General features: G+C 70.8%; 25 protein-coding genes. 16 read left to right on the top strand and 9 right to left on the bottom strand.

All coding sequences use genetic code 11. The features are described from left to right. Window positions 1–2 precede the first annotated feature (2 nt). From PKE84_RS15300 to PKE84_RS15270, 7 genes are read left to right on the top strand one after another with little or no spacing between them, the layout of a single operon-like run. Window positions 3–1,220, top strand: coding sequence for a molybdopterin molybdotransferase MoeA (locus PKE84_RS15300; RefSeq protein WP_271178130.1), 1,218 nt, complete (start codon window positions 3–5; stop codon window positions 1,218–1,220). After that, window positions 1,217–2,263 (top strand): bifunctional molybdenum cofactor biosynthesis protein MoaC/MoaB, encoded by a 1,047-nt coding sequence (gene moaCB, locus PKE84_RS15295; RefSeq protein WP_271178129.1) that lies wholly within the window; start codon window positions 1,217–1,219, stop codon window positions 2,261–2,263. The genes PKE84_RS15300 and moaCB overlap by 4 nt, the downstream gene beginning before the upstream one ends. Further along, complete coding sequence (locus PKE84_RS15290) at window positions 2,260–2,673, top strand: molybdenum cofactor biosynthesis protein MoaE (protein WP_271178128.1); 414 nt, start codon at window positions 2,260–2,262, stop codon at window positions 2,671–2,673. The genes moaCB and PKE84_RS15290 overlap by 4 nt, the downstream gene beginning before the upstream one ends. Window positions 2,674–2,715: 42 nt before the next feature. Next, window positions 2,716–3,120: a TOBE domain-containing protein gene (locus PKE84_RS15285; protein WP_271178127.1), complete on the top strand. Its 405-nt coding sequence runs from the start codon at window positions 2,716–2,718 to the stop codon at window positions 3,118–3,120. Further along, window positions 3,117–3,923, top strand: coding sequence for a molybdate ABC transporter substrate-binding protein (gene modA / locus PKE84_RS15280; protein WP_271178910.1), 807 nt, complete (start codon window positions 3,117–3,119; stop codon window positions 3,921–3,923). Before PKE84_RS15285 ends, modA begins: the two co-directional genes overlap by 4 nt. A 3-nt stretch (window positions 3,924–3,926) precedes the next feature. Beyond that, window positions 3,927–4,724: an ABC transporter permease gene (locus PKE84_RS15275; protein WP_271178126.1), complete on the top strand. Its 798-nt coding sequence runs from the start codon at window positions 3,927–3,929 to the stop codon at window positions 4,722–4,724. Beyond that, the gene (locus PKE84_RS15270; RefSeq protein ID WP_271178125.1) at window positions 4,721–5,773 is read left to right on the top strand and encodes a sulfate/molybdate ABC transporter ATP-binding protein; all 1,053 of its coding nucleotides are present in this window, start codon (window positions 4,721–4,723) and stop codon (window positions 5,771–5,773) included. Before PKE84_RS15275 ends, PKE84_RS15270 begins: the two co-directional genes overlap by 4 nt. 30 nt (window positions 5,774–5,803) lie before the next feature. On the opposite strand, the gene PKE84_RS15265 is transcribed toward PKE84_RS15270, so the two are convergent. Next, window positions 5,804–6,052: a MoaD/ThiS family protein gene (locus PKE84_RS15265; protein ID WP_271178124.1), complete on the bottom strand. Its 249-nt coding sequence runs from the start codon at window positions 6,050–6,052 to the stop codon at window positions 5,804–5,806. Then, complete coding sequence (gene moaA, locus PKE84_RS15260) at window positions 6,045–7,145, bottom strand: GTP 3',8-cyclase MoaA (protein ID WP_271178123.1); 1,101 nt, start codon at window positions 7,143–7,145, stop codon at window positions 6,045–6,047. The genes PKE84_RS15265 and moaA overlap by 8 nt, the downstream gene beginning before the upstream one ends. A 46-nt stretch (window positions 7,146–7,191) precedes the next feature. Between moaA and PKE84_RS15255 the strand changes: the two genes are divergently transcribed. From PKE84_RS15255 to PKE84_RS15235, 5 genes are all read left to right on the top strand, one after another. Next, entirely contained in the window at window positions 7,192–7,785 is a 594-nt protein-coding gene (locus tag PKE84_RS15255) for a sulfite oxidase-like oxidoreductase (RefSeq protein ID WP_271178122.1), read from the top strand. After that, the gene (locus PKE84_RS15250; RefSeq protein WP_271178121.1) at window positions 7,782–8,522 is read left to right on the top strand and encodes an FAD-binding oxidoreductase; all 741 of its coding nucleotides are present in this window, start codon (window positions 7,782–7,784) and stop codon (window positions 8,520–8,522) included. Before PKE84_RS15255 ends, PKE84_RS15250 begins: the two co-directional genes overlap by 4 nt. Then, window positions 8,519–8,794 carry a DUF6510 family protein gene (locus tag PKE84_RS15245; protein WP_271178120.1) on the top strand — a complete coding sequence of 92 codons (276 nt, stop codon included), beginning with the start codon at window positions 8,519–8,521 and terminating at the stop codon, window positions 8,792–8,794. The genes PKE84_RS15250 and PKE84_RS15245 overlap by 4 nt, the downstream gene beginning before the upstream one ends. 67 nt (window positions 8,795–8,861) lie before the next feature. Further along, the gene (locus tag PKE84_RS15240; protein WP_373877153.1) at window positions 8,862–10,421 is read left to right on the top strand and encodes an SDR family NAD(P)-dependent oxidoreductase; all 1,560 of its coding nucleotides are present in this window, start codon (window positions 8,862–8,864) and stop codon (window positions 10,419–10,421) included. A 46-nt stretch (window positions 10,422–10,467) separates the two neighbouring features. After that, window positions 10,468–12,465 carry an APC family permease gene (locus tag PKE84_RS15235; protein WP_271178119.1) on the top strand — a complete coding sequence of 666 codons (1,998 nt, stop codon included), beginning with the start codon at window positions 10,468–10,470 and terminating at the stop codon, window positions 12,463–12,465. Here the strand turns inward: PKE84_RS15235 and PKE84_RS15230 are convergent. After that, on the bottom strand, window positions 12,434–13,153 hold the full coding sequence (locus PKE84_RS15230; protein WP_271178118.1) for a LysR family substrate-binding domain-containing protein: 720 nt from the start codon (window positions 13,151–13,153) through the stop codon (window positions 12,434–12,436). The genes PKE84_RS15235 and PKE84_RS15230 overlap by 32 nt on opposite strands. A 43-nt stretch (window positions 13,154–13,196) precedes the next feature. Here PKE84_RS15230 and PKE84_RS15225 point away from each other — a divergent pair, with 43 nt between their 5' ends. Beyond that, on the top strand, window positions 13,197–13,592 hold the full coding sequence (locus tag PKE84_RS15225) for a DUF5997 family protein (RefSeq protein WP_271178117.1): 396 nt from the start codon (window positions 13,197–13,199) through the stop codon (window positions 13,590–13,592). A 69-nt stretch (window positions 13,593–13,661) separates the two neighbouring features. Here the strand turns inward: PKE84_RS15225 and PKE84_RS15220 are convergent, their stop codons facing one another. Then, window positions 13,662–14,063: a DUF1622 domain-containing protein gene (locus PKE84_RS15220; RefSeq protein ID WP_271178116.1), complete on the bottom strand. Its 402-nt coding sequence runs from the start codon at window positions 14,061–14,063 to the stop codon at window positions 13,662–13,664. Between the two features lie 41 nt (window positions 14,064–14,104). Here PKE84_RS15220 and PKE84_RS15215 point away from each other — a divergent pair, with 41 nt between their 5' ends. Beyond that, window positions 14,105–15,448 carry an alpha-hydroxy-acid oxidizing protein gene (locus PKE84_RS15215; protein WP_271178115.1) on the top strand — a complete coding sequence of 448 codons (1,344 nt, stop codon included), beginning with the start codon at window positions 14,105–14,107 and terminating at the stop codon, window positions 15,446–15,448. Here PKE84_RS15215 and PKE84_RS15210 read toward each other — a convergent pair. The 5 genes from PKE84_RS15210 to PKE84_RS15190 form a co-directional block, all read right to left on the bottom strand. Beyond that, window positions 15,403–15,810 carry a hypothetical protein gene (locus PKE84_RS15210; RefSeq protein ID WP_271178908.1) on the bottom strand — a complete coding sequence of 136 codons (408 nt, stop codon included), beginning with the start codon at window positions 15,808–15,810 and terminating at the stop codon, window positions 15,403–15,405. The genes PKE84_RS15215 and PKE84_RS15210 overlap by 46 nt on opposite strands. Further along, window positions 15,807–16,235: a DUF1761 domain-containing protein gene (locus PKE84_RS15205; RefSeq protein WP_271178114.1), complete on the bottom strand. Its 429-nt coding sequence runs from the start codon at window positions 16,233–16,235 to the stop codon at window positions 15,807–15,809. The genes PKE84_RS15210 and PKE84_RS15205 overlap by 4 nt, the downstream gene beginning before the upstream one ends. 51 nt (window positions 16,236–16,286) lie before the next feature. Continuing rightward, entirely contained in the window at window positions 16,287–17,213 is a 927-nt protein-coding gene (locus PKE84_RS15200; RefSeq protein ID WP_271178113.1) for an NADP-dependent oxidoreductase, read from the bottom strand. 43 nt (window positions 17,214–17,256) lie between these two features. After that, window positions 17,257–18,285, bottom strand: coding sequence for a 6-phosphofructokinase (locus tag PKE84_RS15195; RefSeq protein ID WP_271178112.1), 1,029 nt, complete (start codon window positions 18,283–18,285; stop codon window positions 17,257–17,259). 77 nt (window positions 18,286–18,362) lie between these two features. Beyond that, window positions 18,363–18,983 carry a CYTH domain-containing protein gene (locus PKE84_RS15190; protein WP_271178111.1) on the bottom strand — a complete coding sequence of 207 codons (621 nt, stop codon included), beginning with the start codon at window positions 18,981–18,983 and terminating at the stop codon, window positions 18,363–18,365. Window positions 18,984–19,058: 75 nt separating this feature from the next. Between PKE84_RS15190 and PKE84_RS15185 the strand changes: the two genes are divergently transcribed. Then, window positions 19,059–19,451 carry a DUF3224 domain-containing protein gene (locus PKE84_RS15185; protein ID WP_271178110.1) on the top strand — a complete coding sequence of 131 codons (393 nt, stop codon included), beginning with the start codon at window positions 19,059–19,061 and terminating at the stop codon, window positions 19,449–19,451. 72 nt (window positions 19,452–19,523) lie between these two features. Continuing rightward, window positions 19,524–19,727: a hypothetical protein gene (locus tag PKE84_RS15180; RefSeq protein WP_271178109.1), complete on the top strand. Its 204-nt coding sequence runs from the start codon at window positions 19,524–19,526 to the stop codon at window positions 19,725–19,727. Window positions 19,728–19,729: the final 2 nt, after the last annotated feature.

Here is a 19,729-nt window from a genome sequence, read left to right as displayed (position 1 = left end):
TCATGACCTCCTCCGTATCGGTCGACGAGCACGCCGCTCGCATCGGCCGGATGCTCGCTCCGCTGCTCATGGCCCGTGCGTCCGAGGTCGTCCCCCTCACCGACGCGCTCGGCCGCACGACCGCCGACGACGTGCGTTCCGCCGTCGACCTCCCCCTGTTCCGCAACTCGCAGATGGACGGCTACGCCGTGCGCGCGAGCGACATCGAGACCGTTCCGATCGCCCTGGAGGTGTCGGGCGACGTTCCCGCCGGTCACACGGTTCCCGTCGTGTTGACGCCGGGTACGGCCATCCGGATCATGACCGGAGCGCCGGTGCCGGCCGGGGCCGACGCGATCGTCCCGGTGGAAGACGCCGAGCTGGTGCTCGGCCGCGACGACGACCTGGCCGGGTCCATCGTCGAGGTCCGCCGCTCGCGGCGCGCGGGCGAGTACGTGCGCGAGCGCGGCAGCGACCTGCACCGCGGCGACGTGATCGTTCCGCTGGGCACGCGGCTCGCGCCACGGCATCTCGCCGCCCTCGCCGCTGCCGGCGTCGGCGAGGTGAGGGTGCTCGCGCCCCTGCGCGTCGGCATCATCACCACCGGCTCCGAACTGGTGCGCGGCGATCGCCCCGCGCAGTTCGGGCAGGTCTTCGACGCCAACGGCATCGCCCTGGCCGCACTCTCCGAGGACGCCGGTGCCGTCGTCGGCTATCGCGGCACGAGCGACGACGACCCCGCGTCGTTCGAGGGCGTTCTCGCCGACGCCATCGCTGCGAGCGACCTGATCCTGACGTCCGGCGGCATCTCCAAGGGCGCCTTCGAGGTCGTGCGCGAGGTGCTCGAACCGCGCGGCGCGGAGGTCTGCACCGTGGCGATGCAGCCGGGCGGGCCGCAGGCGACGGCCATCGTGGACGGCGTGCCGATCATCTGCTTCCCGGGCAATCCCGTCAGCACGCAGGTGTCGTTCACCGTCTTCCTCCGCGGGATCCTGCGCCGGGCGGCGGCGCTGCCCGACATCCCGGTGAGGCAGGTTCCTCTTGCCGACGCCCTGACGTCGGTGGCGGGCAAGCGGCAGTTCCTGCGCGGACGGCAGTTGCCGGACGGCCGGGTCGAACAGGCCTCCGGCCCGAGCTCGCACCTCGTCGCCGGTATGGCACGCTCCGACGTGCTGATCGATCTCCCCGCCGACGCCGAGCAGGTCGCGGCGGGCGCCGACGTGACAGTGTGGACACTATGAGCGAGCTGACGCATGTCGACAACGACGGACGGGCACGGATGGTCGACGTCGGCCACAAGGCCGCAACGCACCGGATCGCGATCGCCCGCGGCCGGCTGGTGACGACCTCGGAGGTCGTGCGACTGGTGCGGGCAGACGGGCTCCCCAAGGCCGATGTGCTCGCCACCGCCCGCATCGCCGGCATCGCCGGGGCGAAGCGCACCTCGGAGCTGATCCCCCTCTGCCACCCCCTGCCGCTCGACGCCGTGCACGTCGAGTTCTCGCTCGACGCGGAGGCCGGCACGATCGGCATCGAGGTGACCGCCACGACGACAGGCAAGACCGGCGTCGAGATGGAGGCCCTGACGGGATTGTCCGTCGCCGGCCTGACGCTGCACGACATGGTGAAGGCCATCGATCCGGGCGCGATGCTCACCGACCTGCGCCTGGCGTACAAGAGCGGCGGCAAGCGCGGCGAATGGCGCCGAGCGGGCGAGCCGGATGCGGTGCCCGCCGGCGCCGGAACGGGCGCGGATCAGCCCGCGGCCGAACCGGATGCGCCGGAAGCCGCCCACGCCTCCGCACCGCGCCCGACGGCGATCGTGGTCGTCGCGTCCACCCGCGCCGCCTCCGGCGAGCGGCCCGACGCGACCGGGCCGGTGATCGCGGCCTGGCTCGCCGAGCATGGGCACCCGAGCACCGAGCTGCGGGTGGTGGCCGACGCCGACATCGACCACGCGCTGCGCGCCGCCGTCGCCGCGCGTCCGGCCGTCATCATCACCACGGGCGGCACCGGCATCTCGCCGACCGACCGCACTCCCGAGGCCACGGCGGCGGTGCTCGACCGAGAGCTGCCCGGCGTCGCGGAGGCCATGCGTGTGCGCGGGCTCGCGCACACCCCGCTCGCGGCGCTCAGCCGCGGCCTGGCCGGGGTCGCGGGCGACACCGTGATCGTGAACCTGCCCGGTTCCCGCGGCGGCGTGGCCGATGGACTCGAGGTGCTCGGCGACCTGCTGACGCACCTGGTCGACCAGGTCCGCGGAGCGGCAGAGCACGGCGCATGAGCGACGTGTTCGCCCGGATCAGCGAGGACCCGCTCGACACGTCGGCGGTCGACGAGTTCGTCTGGCGCGCGGAATCCGGCGCGGTGGTGGCGTTCCAGGGGATCGTGCGCGACCACGACGGGGGACGCGGGGTCGTGTCGCTCGACTACCGCGCGCATCCGGAGGCCCAGCGGTTCCTGCAGGAATGCTGCGACGAGATCGCCGGTCGCACGGGCCTGCGCGTGGCGGCCGAGCACCGCGTCGGCTCCCTGACGATCGGCGACCTGGCGCTCGTGGCGGCGGTGGCGGCCCCGCATCGTGCAGAAGCCTTCGCGGCGTGCGCGGAACTGATCGAGCTGATCAAGGCGCGCGTGCCGATCTGGAAGCGGCAGCACTTCTCCGACGGCGTCTCCGAATGGGTCGGCCTGTAGAAGACGGTTCATTTCCGCGAATTCGGCTCTAGCATGTGATTCATGCCGCAGATTCGGATAAAACAGGCCGCGTTGTACCTCGGGGTGAGCGACGACACGGTTCGGCGCTGGATCGAGTCCGGCGTCATCGAGAGCGGAAGAGACGACGCCGGCCGCACGGTCATCGACGGCTTCGAGCTCGCTCAGCTCGCCAAGCAGAACGCGGTGCTCCCCGCCGACCCGTCGGACATCGGCCGGTCGGCACGCAACCGCTTCGTCGGCATCGTGACCGACATCGTCGCCGATCGCGTCATGGCGCAGGTGGAGCTGCAGTGCGGCCCACACCGTGTCGTCTCGCTGATGAGCAGCGAGGCGGTGCGCGAACTGGGCCTGGAACTCGGTTCGGTCGCCATCGCGGTCGTCAAGGCCACCACCGTGATCGTCGAGACCCCTACTGGGAAGGACTGACCGTGCGCCGCCGCATCACCGCCACCGTCACCGCCGCATTCCTCGCCGCGATCGCGCTGACAGCGACCGGATGCTCGTCCGCCGGTTCATCGCCGGGCGGCACCCCGTCGGCCTCCGCCGATGCGCTCTCGGGTTCCGCGACGGTGTTCGCCGCCGCCTCCCTGACCAAGACCTTCACCGCGCTCGGCACGGACTTCGAAGCGAAGCACCCCGGCACGACGATCACGTTCAGCTTCGCCGGCTCCTCGGACCTGGTGTCCCAGATCACCGAGGGCGCGCCGGCCGACGTGTTCGCCTCCGCCGACGAGAAGAACATGGCGAAGGCGACGGATGCCGCGCTCACCGCCGGCCAACCGGTCGACTTCGCGACCAACGTGCTCGCGATCGCCGTCCCCCCGGGCAATCCCGCTCACATCACCTCGTTCTCCGACCTGGCGAAGCCCGGGGTCAAGACGGTGATCTGCGCTCCGCAGGTGCCGTGCGGCGCTGCGACGGCGAAGGTCGAGGCCTCCACCGGTGTCACGCTCAAGCCCGTGAGCCAGGAGTCGGCGGTGACCGATGTGCTCGGCAAGGTCAGCTCCGGAGAGGCCGACGCCGGGATCGTCTACGTGACCGATGTCAAGGGCGCCGGTGACGCGGTGGACTCGGTGCCGTTCCCCGAGGCCTCGTCCGCGGTGAACACCTATCCGATCGTCGCGTTGACGGGCTCGAAGAACCCGAAGCTCGCGAGCGCCTTCGTCGACTACGTGACCGGGCCGGACGGCCAGAAGGTGCTGGCCGACGCCGGCTTCGGAGCGCCGTAGCCGATGCCCCGCCCATCCCGTCTCGGCCTGCCGCGCTGGATCATCGCCGTCGCCGTCGTCGGCGGCCTGTTCGTGGTGCTCCCGCTCGTCGCGCTCATCGCGCGGGTGGACTGGGCGCACTTCGTCCCGCTGATCACCTCCCCCTCCTCGGTCGACGCCCTCCTGCTGAGCCTGCGCACCTCGGTGGCCGCCACTCTGCTCTGCATCGTGCTCGGCGTGCCGATGGCGACGGTGCTGGCCCGCGGGTCCTTTCCCGGACAGCGTGTGATCCGGGCGCTCGTGCTGCTGCCGCTGGTGCTGCCGCCGGTCGTCGGCGGCCTCGCGCTCCTCTACCTGTTCGGACGACGCGGGATGCTGGGCGGCGTGTTCGACGTCGCCTTCTCGACCAGCGCGGTGATCCTGGCCCAGACCTTCGTCGCCCTGCCGTTCCTGGTGCTGAGCCTCGAGGGTGCCCTCCGCACCGCGGGAACGAGGTACGAAGCGGTCGCCGCCACACTCGGAGCGGGTCCGAGCACGGTGCTGTTCCGCGTGACGCTGCCGCTCGTGCTGCCCGCCCTGGTCTCGGGCGCCATCCTGTCGTTCGCGCGCGCTCTCGGCGAGTTCGGCGCCACGCTGACGTTCGCCGGCAGCCTGCAGGGCGTCACGCGCACGCTCCCGCTCGAGATCTACCTACAGCGGGAGACGGATCCTGCTGCGGCGGTCGCGCTGTCGCTGGTGCTGATCGCCGTGGCCGTGGTGGTCGTCGCGGTCGCGCACGGCGCCGGCGAGCCGGCGCGACGCCGGCGGAGGGCGCTCGCGTGAGCCTGACGCTGGAGGCCACGGTCGCCGAACGGGGCGTGGAGGTCGCGCTCGAGCTCGCCGAGGGAGAGACGGTCGCCATTCTCGGGCCCAACGGCGCCGGCAAGTCGACCGTGCTCGGAGTGCTCGCCGGGCTCGTGCGCGCAGACACGGGCCGCGCCGTGCTCGGCGGCGACACGCTCTTCGCGTCACCGGGTGGAGTCTGGACGCCGCCGCATCGCCGCGGCATCGCACTGCTCGCGCAGGAGCCGCTTCTCTTCCCGCACCTGTCGGTGCGGCGCAATGTCGAGTTCGGGCCGCGCACAGCGCGGGCGTCCAGGCCGGAGGCGCGCGCACGTGCCGAGCACTGGCTCGGCGAGGTGGGGGCGGGCGAATTCGCCGATCGCCATCCGGCCGAGCTCTCGGGCGGCCAGGCGCAACGCGTCGCCATCGCCAGGGCGCTCGCAGCGGAACCGCGGCTGCTGCTGCTCGACGAGCCGCTCTCCGCGCTCGACGTCGCCGTGACCTCGTCCGTGCGGCAGATGCTCGCGCGTGTGCTCGACGACCGCACGGCCGTGATCGTGAGCCACGATGCGCTCGACGCCTACCTGCTCGCCGACCGGGTCGTCGTGCTGCACGAGGGGACGATCGCCGAGCAGGGAGCCACGCGTTCCGTGCTGGAGCGGCCACGGCATCCGTTCACCGCAGAGCTGACCGGCGTCGCCCTGCTGACCGGGCGGCGCACGCCAGGCGGTCTCGTGACGGACGACGGCCTCGCGGTCGCGGCCCGCGCGGTCGAGACCGTCCGGCAGGATGCGCGGGTGGCGGCGGTCGTGCGGCCGGCCGAGGTGCGGGTGGAGAGCATCCACGCCCCCGGCGTCGCCCTGGCGGATGTGAACCGCGTGCCGGCGACGGTGCTCGACCTGGAGCCGCGCGGCGACCTCGTGCGTGTGCGCACGGACAGCCTGCCGGCGTTGGTCCCTCCGGCCGCGGTCGCCGAGCTCGGACTCGGGCCCGGCGTCGGGATCGCGCTCGTCTTCCCGGCCGCGGCGGTCACGATGTACAACGCCTGAGGCGGGCGCGCGGTGGTCGGCGCAGCGACCTCAGCCGCCGGCGAACGGTGGGAGCACGTCGACGGTCGCTCCGATGCGGCGGGCCGGATCGCGTGACACCACGCGGTCGACCAGGAACGAACCGGACCGCAGGACGCGTGCCATGTCCGCGCCGTACCGCGACTCCAGTTCGGTGCGGAGCGCCCCGAGGGTCGACTCGGCCAGCTCGATACGCTCCTCGGGTCGCCCGGCCGCGTCCTCGGCGGCGGCGAAGTACCGCACCAGCACGGTCTCAGCCACCGATCGCCCCCATGCTGCGCACCGGTGGAACGAAACCGGCCGCGTCGATCCCGTGACCGGCCTGCTTGCCCCACATCGCCGCACGCCACCAGCGGGCGATCTCGGCGTCGTCGGCTCCGGTGCGCAGCAGGTGGCGCAGGTCGGTCTCGTCGTCGCCGAAGAGGCACGAGCGCACCGTGCCCTCGGCCGTGATCCGGGTGCGATCGCACGCAGAGCAGAAGCTGCGCGTCACCGAGGCGATGATGCCGACCGTGGCCGGGCCGCCGTTCACCAGCCACTCCTCCGCCGGCGCCGACGGGTCGTCGCGCCCCGGGTCCGTCAGTTCGAAGCGGGTGCCGAGCACGCTCAGCAGCTCTGCGGCAGGCACCATATTGTCGCGGGCCCAAGCATGGTCGGCGTCGAGCGGCATCTGCTCGATGAAGCGCAGCCGGCAGTCGTTGTCGATCGCCCAGCCGAGCAGGTCGGCGGCGCCGGCCAGGGTGTCGCGCATCAGCACGGCGTTGATCTTGAGTGGACTGAGCCCGGCCTCGTGCGCGGCACGGATGCCGGCGAGAACGGCCGGGAGGCGATCCCGGCGGGTGAGGGCGGCGAAGTGCTCGCGGTCGATCGTGTCGAGCGAGACGTTGACCCGCGTGAGCCCCGCCTGCACCAGCTCGCCGATGCGGTGGTCGAGCCCGATCCCGTTGGTGGTGATCGAGAGGTCGACCCCGGGCGCCGCGTCGGCGGAGCGGCCGATGATCTCGGCGAGGTCCGCCCGCATCAGGGGCTCTCCCCCCGTGAATCGCACTTCGCGCACCCCGAGGTCGCGCGCACCGATGCCGACGAGGCGGGCGATCTCCGCCGCGCTCAGCAGGTTCTCGCGCGGGATGGCAGGCAGTCCCTCCGCCGGCATGCAGTACGTGCAGCGCAGCGAGCACTTCTCGGTCACCGACACCCGCAGGTCGCGCGCCACGCGGCCGAATCGGTCGACGAGTTCGGCGGTCTCCGGTCGGCCCGCCGTGTCCGGCGGTCCGTACGGGCTGTCCGGGCCGGCCACACCGGCCGCGCCGGCCGCGCCGGACCGAAGCGGCAGTCCGAGATTCACGGCGGTCATCTGTTCACCATAGACCGGTGCGCCGGCCGAGGAATATGCTGCGGCCATGGGAATCATCTCTTCCGGCTTCTCCGGCCGCCGACGCACCGATGACCCGCGACTTCCTCCGGGTCAGTACAAGACCGACGGGTTCCCCGTGCTCTCCGCCGGTCCGACACCACGGGTCTCCCACGACGAGTGGGCCTTCACGATCACCACCGAGAAGGGGACCGTGCACCGCTGGAGCTGGGACGAGTTCCTCGCCCTCCCCCAGGACGACGTGAGCACCGACATCCACTGCGTCACGAGCTGGTCGAAGCTCGGAACGTCGTGGCGCGGCGTGAAGCTCGACACGCTCTTCGAGGGCGTCGACACCGACTACGAGTACACGATGGCGCACTCGTACGGCGGGTACACGACGAATGTGCCGCTGGCCGACCTGCTCGACGGCAAGGCCTGGGTGGCGCACACCTTCGACGGCTCTGCGCTCGCTCCCGAGCACGGAGGACCGGCCCGGCTGCTGGTGCCGCACCTGTACTTCTGGAAGAGCGCCAAGTGGGTTAGTGGCCTCGAAATGCTCCCGAAGGACGCTCCCGGCTTCTGGGAGAGCAACGGCTACAACATGTACGGCGACCCCTGGCGCGAAGAGCGCTACTGGTGAGCACGGTCTGGCACGTCGCCGATGTCGTGGGCGCCCACTTCGAGACGCCCACCGCCCGCACCCTGCGGCTGCGCATCCCCGGCCTGCACGGCCACCTCGCGGGTCAGCACGTCGATGTGCGCCTCACCGCGCCCGACGGCTACCAGGCGGTGCGGTCGTACTCGATCGCCTCGGCGCTGGGCGGCGACGAGCTCGAGCTCACGGTCGAGGAGCTCGCCGACGGCGAGGTGTCGCCCTACCTCGTGCGCGGGGTGGCCGTCGGCGATCAGCTCGAGGTGCGCGGGCCTGTCGGCGGCTGGTTCGTCTGGCGCCCGGGCGACGAGACCCCCGTTCAGCTCATCGCCGGCGGCTCCGGCGTCGTGCCGCTGATGTCGATGGCGCGCGCACATGCGGCGGCGGCCAGTTCCGCAGACTTCCGCCTGCTGTACTCCGTGCGCACCCCGGAGTCGGTGTACTACCGCGACGAGCTCGGGATGCTCGAGCACGACGAGTCCGCACCGTTGCGGGTCTCGTACGTGTACACCCGCGAGGCGCCGTCCGGCTGGCCGGTCGCCGCCGGGCGCCTGACCGAGCAGACGCTGTCCGACAGCATCCTGCCGGCATCGACGATGCCGACCTTCTTCATCTGCGGGGCCACCGTGTTCGTCGAGACGGTGTCCGACTGGCTCGTGGCCGCCGGGCACGACCCCGCCCGCATCAAGACCGAACGCTACGGCGGAATCGGAGGCGCGCCATGAGCGACCTGACCGACATGGGCTATCTGGACGGCAACGCGGCGGCGGGGCTGCTGTCGGAACTGTTCGCCGTCGACGTCACGAGCGCGCGCGGCCGGTGCGCGCACTGCGGCGACATCGCGGTGGTGGCGCGGGCGCGCGTGTACCCGAACGACCACGGCCTCGTGCTGCGCTGCTCGATCTGCGGCGACGTCCTGGCGAAGGCCGTCGAAGAGCCCGGCCGGGTGTGCATCGACCTGCGCGGCCTCGAATGGCTGGAGCTCGCGGTGGAGTGAGCCGGCACCACGCCGCCTGATCGCCGCTCACGGACTGCTCCCACCCGCGATCGCCTAGAATTCTCCGGTGCTCCCCGACTCCCCCTCCTCGAACGCCGACGCCTCCGATCTGACCGTCGACGCGCTGACCGCTGCGGCGAACTCCGCGTCCATCGACCCCGATGACCTCGCGACGACCCTCCGCGTGCTGGCCGACCTCCACCTGCTCGACGAGGAGCACCCCGACTTCGTGAGCGTGCGCCACGCCACCGCCCGGATGTTCAAATCCGTCAAGCAGGAGCGCCGTCGTCAGATCCGCGCGGCCGTCGCCGAGAACGACAAGGCCGTCGTGGCGGCGACCGCCACCGGCGCTCCCGACCGCATCGACGACGAGACGCGCGGCGCCGACCTCACCACGAGCGCCAGCGGATCGTCGGCGGGCACCCTGCTCAAGTCCCGCGCCTGCTACATCTGCAAGCAGCACTACACGCTCGTCGACGCGTTCTATCACCAGCTCTGCCCCGACTGCGCAGCGCTCAGCCACGCGAAGCGCACCGCTCGCACCGACCTCACGGGCAAGCGCGCGCTGCTCACGGGCGGCCGCGCCAAGATCGGGATGCACATCGCCCTGCGCCTGCTGCGCGATGGTGCCCACCTGACCATCACCACCCGGTTCCCGCGGGATGCCGTTCGCCGGTTCTCCTCGCTCCCCGACGCGGGCGACTGGCTGCACCGCCTGCGCGTGGTCGGCATCGACCTGCGCGACCCCGCCCAGGTGATCGCCCTCGCCGACTCGGTCGCCACGCAGGGCCCCCTCGACATCCTGATCAACAACGCCGCCCAGACGGTGCGGCGTTCCCCCGGCTCGTACTCGTTGCTCGCCGAGGCGGAGTCGAAGCCCCTGCCCGACGGCCCGCTGCCCGAGATGGAGACCTTCGGTCACACCAACGACCCGCACCCGCAGGCGCTCGAGGCCAGCGTGGCGTCGCATCCGCTGCTGTCCGTGGCGAGCCTCGCGGGCACCATCGCGGAACAGGCGGCGCCGTCCGCACTCACCGCCGACGACCTCGCCGCCCTTGCGATGGCTCCCGGCTCGTCGTCCCTCGCCCGTCACGCCGACGGCAGCGCGATCGACGCCGGCGGTCTCGTGCCCGACGTCAACCGCGTCAACAGCTGGACGCAGGCCGTTCAGGATGTCGACCCGCTCGAGATGCTCGAGGTGCAGCTCTGCAACACCACAGCGCCCTTCCTGCTGATCAGCCGCCTGCGAGCATCGATGGCCGCGACCGAGGCCGGGCGCGCGTACATCGTGAACGTCTCGGCGATGGAGGGCGTGTTCAGCCGCCGTTACAAGGGCCCGGGACACCCGCACACCAACATGGCGAAGGCCGCCCTCAACATGCTCACGCGCACGAGCGCCGGCGAGATGTTCGAGACCGACGGCATCCTGATGACGAGCGTCGACACCGGCTGGATCACCGACGAGCGCCCGCACTACACGAAGGTCCGGCTGGCCGAGGAGGGGTTCCACGCGCCCCTCGACCTGGTCGACGGCGCCGCCCGGGTGTACGACCCGGTCGTGCGCGGCGAGGCCGGGGACGACCTCTACGGCGTCTTCCTCAAGGACTACCGCATCTCCCCCTGGTGAACGGGTACGCTGAGGCTCAGTTGTAGGCCGGTCGACGAAGGATCTCATGTCCAGCACTTCCACGGGCCAGCGGCCCGAGGTCCCCGTTCCCGGCCAGGCGCACAATGTGGCCCGGCCGGCCAAGGTCGGCGTGTTCCGGCACTGGCTCCTCTCCGGCCTCATCGACGAACGCGGCGAGCACCAGGGCCCGCACGCCCGGCGTCCTGAGCGCACGCACTCGTGGTGGCAGGTCATGTGCCTCACCGGCGTCGACTACTTCTCGACGCTGGGCTACCAGCCGGCCATCGCGGCTCTCGCAGCCGGACTGATCTCGCCCTTCGCAACGGTGGTGCTGGTGGCGCTGACGCTGCTCGGCGCCCTCCCGGTGTACCGCCGCGTCGCCCGCGAGAGCTTCAAGGGCTCCGGATCGATCGCGATGCTCGAGCGCCTGCTGCCCTGGTGGGCCGGCAAGCTGTTCGTGCTCGTGCTGCTCGGGTTCGCCGCGACCGACTTCATGATCACGATCACGCTGTCGGCGGCGGACGCCTCCGCGCACGCCATCGAGAACCCGTACACGCCCGAATGGTTCCACGGCAATCAGGTGGGCATCACTCTGTTCCTGCTCGCCCTGCTGGCCGCCGTGTTCCTCAAGGGCTTCCGTGAGGCGATCGGCATCGCCGTCGTGCTCGTCGCGGTCTACCTCGCACTGAACGTCGTCGTCGTGACCACCTCGATCGTGCAGGTGTTCCAGCACCCCACCGCCGTCACCGACTGGTGGTCGGCGCTCTTCACACAGCACGGCGACCCGATCATGATCGTGGCCATCGCTCTGCTCGTCTTCCCCAAACTGGCCCTCGGCCTGTCCGGCTTCGAGACCGGCGTCGCCGTCATGCCTCAGATCAAGGGCAAGGCCGACGACGATCCTGCGCGCCCGGCCGGCCGCATCCAGGGCGCCCACCGCCTGCTCACCACCTCGGCGCTGATCATGAGCGTCTTCCTGATCACGTCGAGCTTCACGACGACGCTGCTCATCCGGCAGAAGGACTTCCAGCCCGGCGGCCCGGCGAACGGCCGAGCGCTCGCGTACCTCGCCCACGAGTACCTGGGCAACATCTTCGGCTCGGTCTACGACCTGAGCACCATCCTGATCCTGTGGTTCGCCGGCGCCTCGGCGATGGCCGGCCTGCTCAACCTGGTGCCGCGCTACCTGCCCCGCTACGGGATGGCACCCCAGTGGGCGCGGGCCGTGCGACCGCTCGTGCTGGTGTTCACCGCCATCGCGTTCATCATCACCCTGGTGTTCCAGGCCAGCGTGGACGCCCAGGGCGGGGCATACGCGACCGGCGTGCTGGTGCTCATCACGTCGGCGTCGCTCGCGGTCGCCCTGTCGGCCTATCGCAAGAAGCAGCCGAGGCGCACGGTCGTCTACGCGATCATCACCGCGATCTTCGTCTACACGACCATCGTCAACATCTTCGAGCGGCCCGACGGCCTGCGCATCGCGACGCTCTTCATCATCGGCATCCTGGTGATCTCGATCGTCTCGCGCATCGGTCGCTCCTTCCAGCTGCGCGCCACCAGTGTCACCTTCGACGTGACGGCCCTCGACTTCATCCTCGAAGACGCCGAGGAGGGCGAGATCCGCATCATCGCCCACGAACCCGACGTCGACACCGACAAGGAGTACGCGCAGAAGAACAAGGACGAGCGCAAGTTCAGCCACATCCCGCAGCGGGCGCGCACGATCTTCCTCGAGGTCTACCCCTCCGACTCGTCCGACTTCGAAGAAGACCTGGAGGTGCACGGCGTGGTGAAGCACGGCTACCGCGTGCTCCAGGTGAAGAGTGGCAATGTGCCGAACACGATCGCGGCGGTGCTGATGGAGATCCGCGACGTCACCGGGGTCGTACCGACCATCTACTTCGAGTGGGCGAAGGGGAACCCGATCTCCAACATGTTCCGCTTCCTCATCACGGGTGTCGGCGATGTGGCGCCCGTGACCCGCGAAGTGCTGCGCGAGGCGGAGAAGGACGTCAAGCGCCGCCCCGCCGTGCACGTCTCGTGACCTGACCGCGCGGCGAGCCCGGCTTCTTTCCGCCGCGCGCTGCTGCGCCTTTCGTGCCGCCGCTCTTGCTGCCGCCCTTCGGCTGCGCGGCCGCCTTCGCGGCTTTCTTCGCGCCCTTCTTGCCCTGCGCTGCCTCCGTCGCCGCCACCTCCGGATTGCGGGAGCTGTGCGCCGTGCGGCCGCGGACGATCCCGATGAACTCGTCGACGAGCGGATGCTGACCCTCGCGCGGCCACGCCAGCCCGACGCTGCTCGGCTCGGCGTCCTCGAGCGTCATCGCGACGACATCTCTACGCCGGAACACCTTCGCGACGGACTGCGGGAGCACGGCGACCCCGGTGCCTCCCGCGATCGTGCGGAACAGCCCCTCCGAGGGGTCGTCGTCGAGCACCGTCTGGTCGGCGAGGTCGGCACGATGCAGCTTCTTCTCGAGCGTGAGGAGGTGCTCATGGCTCATCGCCACGACGATGTCCTCCGCATACAGCGGGATGAGGTGCAGTCCGTCGGTGTCGAGCGGTTCGCGCACGAACGCCATGTCGGCGTCGCCGCTGACGAGCATCCGGTGCTGATCGGCGAGCTCCATGCGCACGACCCTGAGTTCGACGGAGGGGTGCCGCTGCTCGAACACCCTGGTCCATTTGCCGACCGTCACGCCGAGCGGGAAAGCGATCGTGAACGTGGACACCATGCTCGTAAGGGTACCGGCCCCGCCGGACGATACCCTTGGAGTCATGAGCGCGGAGAAGAAGTCCCAGACGATGAAGGCGGCCACGGCGGCCAAGAAGCTCGGGATCTACCTCCCTGCGGCCCCCGAGGAGTTCCGCGACCGCGAGGTGAGCCGCAGCGAGCTCGCCGAACTGACGGCTGCCCCTCCCGCGTGGCTCGCGACCTTGCGCGCCGACGGCCCGCACCCGCGCGAGGTGGTCGCTCAGAAGCTGGGCATCTCGATCAGCGGTCTGGCACGCTCCGGCGTCGACCAGGCGCTGACCACGGCGGAGATCAAAGACCTCCTCGCCGCTCCCCCGGCCTGGCTCGTGCAGGAGCGCGCGACGCAGGCGGCGGTACGCGCGGAGAACGCCCGCGTGAAGGCCCGCAACGCCGAACGCGCGGCTCGCACCGAGAGCTGATATCGGCGCCGGCTGACCTGGGCGCGGGCTGAGCCCGGCGCCGGCCGGCATCGGCGCCGGCCGATCGGTTCAGGCCGTCGCGTCGCCCGACCGCTTCGCAGCCCTGGCCATGACCTCGGGGCCGGTGACGAGCGCGCGCCGCCATGGCGCCACCCCGTCGATCTCGATCTGAAGCGAGAAACTGAGCACGGTCCTGATCAGCACGATCAACGCGAGCACGAAGGCATCGGTCAGCGAGGGCGTCGACGTGACGGTGCGCACGAGATCGGCGGCCACCAGGATCTCGAGCCCGAGCAGGATGACCCCTCCGAAGCTCTCCCGCAGGGTGCGGAAGCCGATCGCCCCGTCCTTGGTGCGGATCCACGCGCGCAGCGCGATGGCCACGGCGACGACGAACCCGATGACCATCGCACTGACGCCGACGATCTCGAAGCCGATGGCGATCGCCTGGAAGAACGGTTGAGCGGTCATGGGTTCATGGTGACACATGCGCGGCGGTGCACAATGGTGCCATGACCGCCAGTGCCGGACGCGATGCCCAATCGGAGATCTATCGCGCCGGCGTCGCCGGCCGCACCCCGCGCATCCCGACCGGGTTCCGCGAACTCGAGCGCCTCGCACGGCGCCGGATGTCCCGCGCCGCGTTCGCCTACGTGGCGGGCTCGGCCGGGCTCGAACGCACAGACGGCGCCGATACCGCCGCGTTCGGGCGCCACCGGATCGTGCCCCGCGTGCTCCGCGACGTGGCCGACCGCGACCTGAGCATCGACCTGTTCGGCCGTCGCCGCGCGACCCCGCTGCTGCTCGCGCCGATCGGCGTGCTCGACCTGGCGCATCCCGGTGCGGATGCCGCCGCCGCCCGCGCTGCCGCCTCACTGGGCGTGCCGGTGGTGCTGTCGAACCAGGCCTCGACGCCCATGGAGACGGTCGCCTCCGCGATGGACGAGGTCTCCCCCGGCTCCGCCCGCTGGTTCCAGCTCTACTGGAGCTCGTCGAGCGATCTGGTCGCCAGCCTCGTCGAACGCGCGGAGCGCTCCGGCTGCGAGGCCATCGTCGTCACCCTGGACACGCACGTGCTCGGCTGGCGACCCCGCGATCTCGATCTCGGCTACCTGCCCTTCAGCCGCGGCCGCGGCATCGCGCAGTACACCAGCGATCCGGTGTTCCGGCAGCTCGTGAAGGCGCGCGTCGACGCCGGCTACACCCGCGCGCGCACCGCGGTCACACCGGCGACGATCGGCTCGTTCGCGAGCATCCTGCGCCGCCATCCCGGAACCATCAGGCAGAACCTGCGCTCGCCCGAACCGTTGGCCGCCGTCGAGACCTTCCTCGATGTCTTCGCGAACCCCGCGCTCACCTGGGGCGACCTGGCGTTCCTGCGCGAACGCACCCGCCTGCCGATCATGCTGAAGGGCATCCTGCACCCGGATGACGCGGAGCGCGCGATCGACGCCGGGATGGATGCAGTGCAGGTGTCGACGCACGGCGGACGGCAGATCGACGGCGAGGTGGCCTCGCTCGACGCCCTCCCCGCGATCGTCGAGCGGGTCGCAGGGCGGCTCCCCGTGCTGTTCGACAGCGGGGTGCGCGGCGGTGCCGACGTGCTCATCGCGCTCGCGCTCGGGGCCACGGCGGTCGCGATCGGCCGCCCCTACGTCTACGCGCTCGCGGTGGCAGGCGAGGCCGGCGTGCGCGAACTGCTGCGCAACCTGATCGCCGAGCTCGACATCACGCTCGGGCTCGCGGGCGGCCGTGCCGTCGCAGAGCTCTCGCCGGCGGTCCTCGCCCCGCCCCGGCATCCCGTCTCCCGTCAGGAGACGGTGGCCCCGATCAGCGAGAGCAGCGCGCGGCCGTAGGCTGTCGCGGCGTCCTCCTCGTCGAAGTACCGATCCTCTCCGGCCAGCAGGATGGTCACCCGATAGCCGTCGGACGTGCGGGCGAGATGACGGAACGATCCGCCCAGCAGCTCCCGCAGCTGGTCCTCGCGCGGGATCCAGAGTGCGTCCTCCAGCGCGAGCGAGTCGAGCGCCCACTCGGTCGTGCCGTTGAAACCGAGGATCGTGCCGGTGTCGAATTCGTGGGGCTCGATGGTCATCTCGCTGACGGTGAAGCGGTCGCCCGCCAGCTCGGAGCGATCGATCGCGAAGGTGTCGCCGGAGACCGGGTGCCAGCTGAGCCCGGCGGCCCGCAGCTCGCGGGCCAGCTCGTCGGCGATCATGCGCCCGCGGGCGGCCACACGCCGATGATGATCGCCATCACGACGACGGTCACCAACTCGTGTGCCAGGTTGAGAACGGTCAGGCTGCTCGGCCTCCGGTCGAACGCGTCATGGGTGACCATCCTGGCCGCGGTGAAGCCGGCCCACAGCACGCCGGCGGTGAGTACCGCATTCCAGAAGAACGAGCCGCCGTAGAAGTGGAAGGAGATGTCGGTCGCACCGGCGAGCACCCACGCCGTGATGAAGCTCACGACCACGGTGATGATGAGCGGGAACGCCGCCCCGCGCCGCATCGACTCCTCGTCGTGGCCGACCAGCCGCATCCAATAGGCGCCGAACACGCCGCGTGCGTACCAGATCGAGCCGACCACCATGCTGGAGGCCGTGGCGATCAGGACCGCCCAGTAGTTGATGGCAGGTACCATTCGTGCTCCCTCTTCGAGACTGCTCGGAGTCTAACGCCGCGCTCCGACGCGCTACTCGGTGACGACGACGATCTTGCCGCGCACGTGGCCCGCCTCGAGTCGGCTGTAGGCCTCGATGACGCGCTCGATCGGGAAGATCGAGTCGATCGGGAGCACCAGTTCGTTCTCGGCGAGGAGCTCGGCGATCTCGCTCATGTCGTCGTTCGTGGCGGAGGACCCCCCGACGGTGTGCGCACCGCGTGCGGCGGGCCCGAACGCGGCGATCGTGTTGATGCGGTCGACGGGAACGCCGAGCTCGATCGCCGTGTCGATCGTGTCGGGGCCGTGGTTGTCGAGCACCGCCGTGACCCGGTCGCCGTCGTCGAGCACCTCGCGCACCCGGTCGGCGAGGCCGTCGCCGTACTCGACGGGGATGATGCCGAGCCCCTCGAGGAACTCGTGGTTCTCGACGCTCGCGGTTCCGATCACGGTCGCTCCGGCGCGCACGGCCAGCTGCGCGGCCAGGATGCCGACCCCGCCTGCCGCCGCACTGACCAGCACGGTGTCATTCTCGCCCAGTCCGAGCGAGCGCGCACTCGCCATCGCCGTACGCGCGACGACGCCGAGCGAGCCGCCGACCTCGAACGTGACCGGATCGGGCTTCACCACGACCTGACCGTCCTCCTGCACGATCGCGAAGTCGGCCATCGAGGCGAACGGCGCCGTGCCGAACACGGACTGCCCCACCGTGAAGCGGGACACACCGTCGCCGAGCTCCTCGACGAAGCCGGCGAAGTCCTGACCCATGCCGCTCGGCACCGTGACACCCATGCGCCCGGCCGCGCGTTCATCCCGATACGCCTTCGTGTCCATCGGATTGAGACCCGCCGCCATGACCCTCACCAGGATCTGGCCGGGCCCCGGCCACTGTCGCGGCCGGTCGACCACCTTCAGGGCATCGCGCGAACCGAACTCGTCGAACTGAACGACTCTGGGCACAGGAGCTCCTCTCGTCTGTGACGGTGAGCCTAGTCCCCTGCGATCAGCCGAAGAGCAGTGCAGCCTCGTCGTACCGCGCCTGCGGAACGGTCTTCAGGCCGCCGGTCGCGTCGGCGATCGAGACGTTGACCACGTCCGTGCCACGCAACGACACCATCGAACCCCAGCGGCCCTCGTACACGGCGTCGATCGCGGCCATGCCGAGACGCGTCGCGAGCACCCGGTCGTAGGCGCTCGGCACTCCGCCGCGCTGCATGTGACCGAGCACGGTCGCCCGCGACTCGATGCCGGTGCGCTCCTCGATCATCGGAGCGAGCATCTCGCCGATGCCGCCCAGGCGCGGCCGGTTGAAGGCGTCGAGGCCCTTGTGCGAGTGCGCCTCCTCCATCGTGTCGAGGTGGAAGCCCTCGGAGACGACGATCACCGGAGCACGCCCGCGGTCGCGCACCGATTCGACCCACTCGACGATCTGCTCGATCGACTGCGGCTGCTCCGGGATCAGGATGGCGTGGGCGCCGCCGGCCATGCCGGAGTGCAGCGCGATCCAGCCGACGTGGCGTCCCATGACCTCGACCACCATGCAGCGCTGGTGCGATTCCGCGGTGGTGCGCAGCCGGTCGATCGCCTCGGTCGCGATCTCGACCGCCGTGTCGAAGCCGAACGAGTAGTCGGTGGCCGCCAGGTCGTTGTCGATGGTCTTCGGCACGCCGACGATCTTGAGACCGGCGTCGGTCAGCCGACGCGCGGCGGTGAGGGTCCCCTCGCCGCCGATGGCGATGATGGCGTCGATACCGTGCTGGTCCATCATGCGCTGGATGTTCTCCGGCCCGCCGTTCTCGCCCTCGAAGGGGTTCGTGCGACTCGACCCGAGGATGGTCCCGCCCTGCCGCGAGAGCCCGCGCACGCTGTGACGGTCGAGCGTCATGATGTCGCCGTCGACGACACCGCGCCAGCCGTAACGGAAACCGGCGAACTCCGAGTCGAACACGCGGTCGCCCTTGAGGACCGCTCCGCGGATGACCGCGTTCAGTCCGGGGCAATCGCCGCCGCTGGTGAGGATGCCGATCTTCATGCTGCTCCCTGGGGTGTTATTCCTACGTGTGAATCATGCCCGACGCCTCGCCCCCAGCACAAAAGCGCCGGATGGCGTCAGAGCCCGAGCGCCCGGGCGAGCTTCGACGAGCTGGCCGAGACGACCGCGCCGGCGTCGAGGAGACGCTGCTCGATCTCGTCGAGAAGAACCGTCCTGCCCTCGCGGGTGTCCGGCGCCCCTCCGAGCAGCTCGACCTCCCACTCTCTCCACTGCCGCACCCCGCCCGTACTTAGATTCTCGCTGGCTACGTGGTCGTCGCAGAGTTCTGCGACGGCGAAGCCGGCGGCATCCTGCAGAATCACGGTGGTGCGCAGATTGGTGACGCGGGCGATCGGCTGAAGGCGTGCATCCCCGATCCTGTCGCGGAGCGTGGCCAGCAGTTCCGCCGGCGGATCGTCGCTGTCACCGGCGCCGAGCGGCCAGTGCAGTTCGGTGCGGCCCTCGTCGCCGGGGAGCTTGACGTGCCAGCCCTCGTCGCCGCCTCCATGACGCACCCGCACGGCGATGCGATCGCGCGCGAGAGCGAGGTCGGCGGTGTCGATGTAGACCGCGACGAGCTCCGCCGTCGCCGGGTCGCTCTCGATGGCGACGGCGCCTGCGCCCACCAGACGCGGAGGCACGGCCGAGTCGTCGACGTCGTACTTCCGCTCGATTTCGATCTGGGAGTGGTTCGGCATCCTCCTTGTCTAGCCCAGATCGCCGCTGTCGCGAAATTACAAGACGGGCGCTCCCGGCGCTCCTAGGGTGGGCAGATGACCGAGCACGAGATCATCAACGCCCGCTTCGACGTGACCGGATGGGACCCTGCCGCACTCCCCGGCATCGACGGGGACTGGGCCGGTGCGGTGACCATGCGCAAGACCTACACCGATGCACTGGTCGGCGAGTCCGTGGCGCACTTCGTGTCGTCGGGCACCGAGGTGAGCCGCGGCTACCTGGCGGCGGAGCGCATCACCGGCGAGCTGCCGGACGGACGGCGGGGGTCGTTCACCGTGCATCACGGCGCGCTCCAGCACCCCGGCGACGATTCGGCGTTCGGCTACATCGTGCCGGGGACGGGGACCGGCGACTTCGCCGCGTTCGCCGGCACCGCCAGCATCCTGCACGATGAGAACGGGCCGTACTTCGTCTTCACCATCGGGTGACGCCCAGCCGATGCCCGAGCGGCTCGCCACCGTCTCTCGACCGTGGCTGCCGTCAGGCGTACCCTGGGCTGCATGAGCGAGAGCGACCCTCGCCGCGACGGTGACAGCGACGAGCCTGACGAATTCATCGAGTCGCAGGACGGCGACTACGAACCGGCGCCGCGCATCTTCGACGAAGACGACCTTCCGATCGTCGACGACGAATCGGACGACGAGGTCGTGCCGGACGACGAGCGCCGGGTCCCCCTGGATCCCGACGACGCCGAGATCGCCTGACG

Origin of the sequence: Leifsonia poae (genome assembly GCF_027921845.1) — a bacterium.
In the GTDB taxonomy this organism is placed as follows: domain Bacteria; phylum Actinomycetota; class Actinomycetes; order Actinomycetales; family Microbacteriaceae; genus Leifsonia; species Leifsonia poae.
This window is presented reverse-complemented; position numbering and strand designations above follow the sequence as displayed.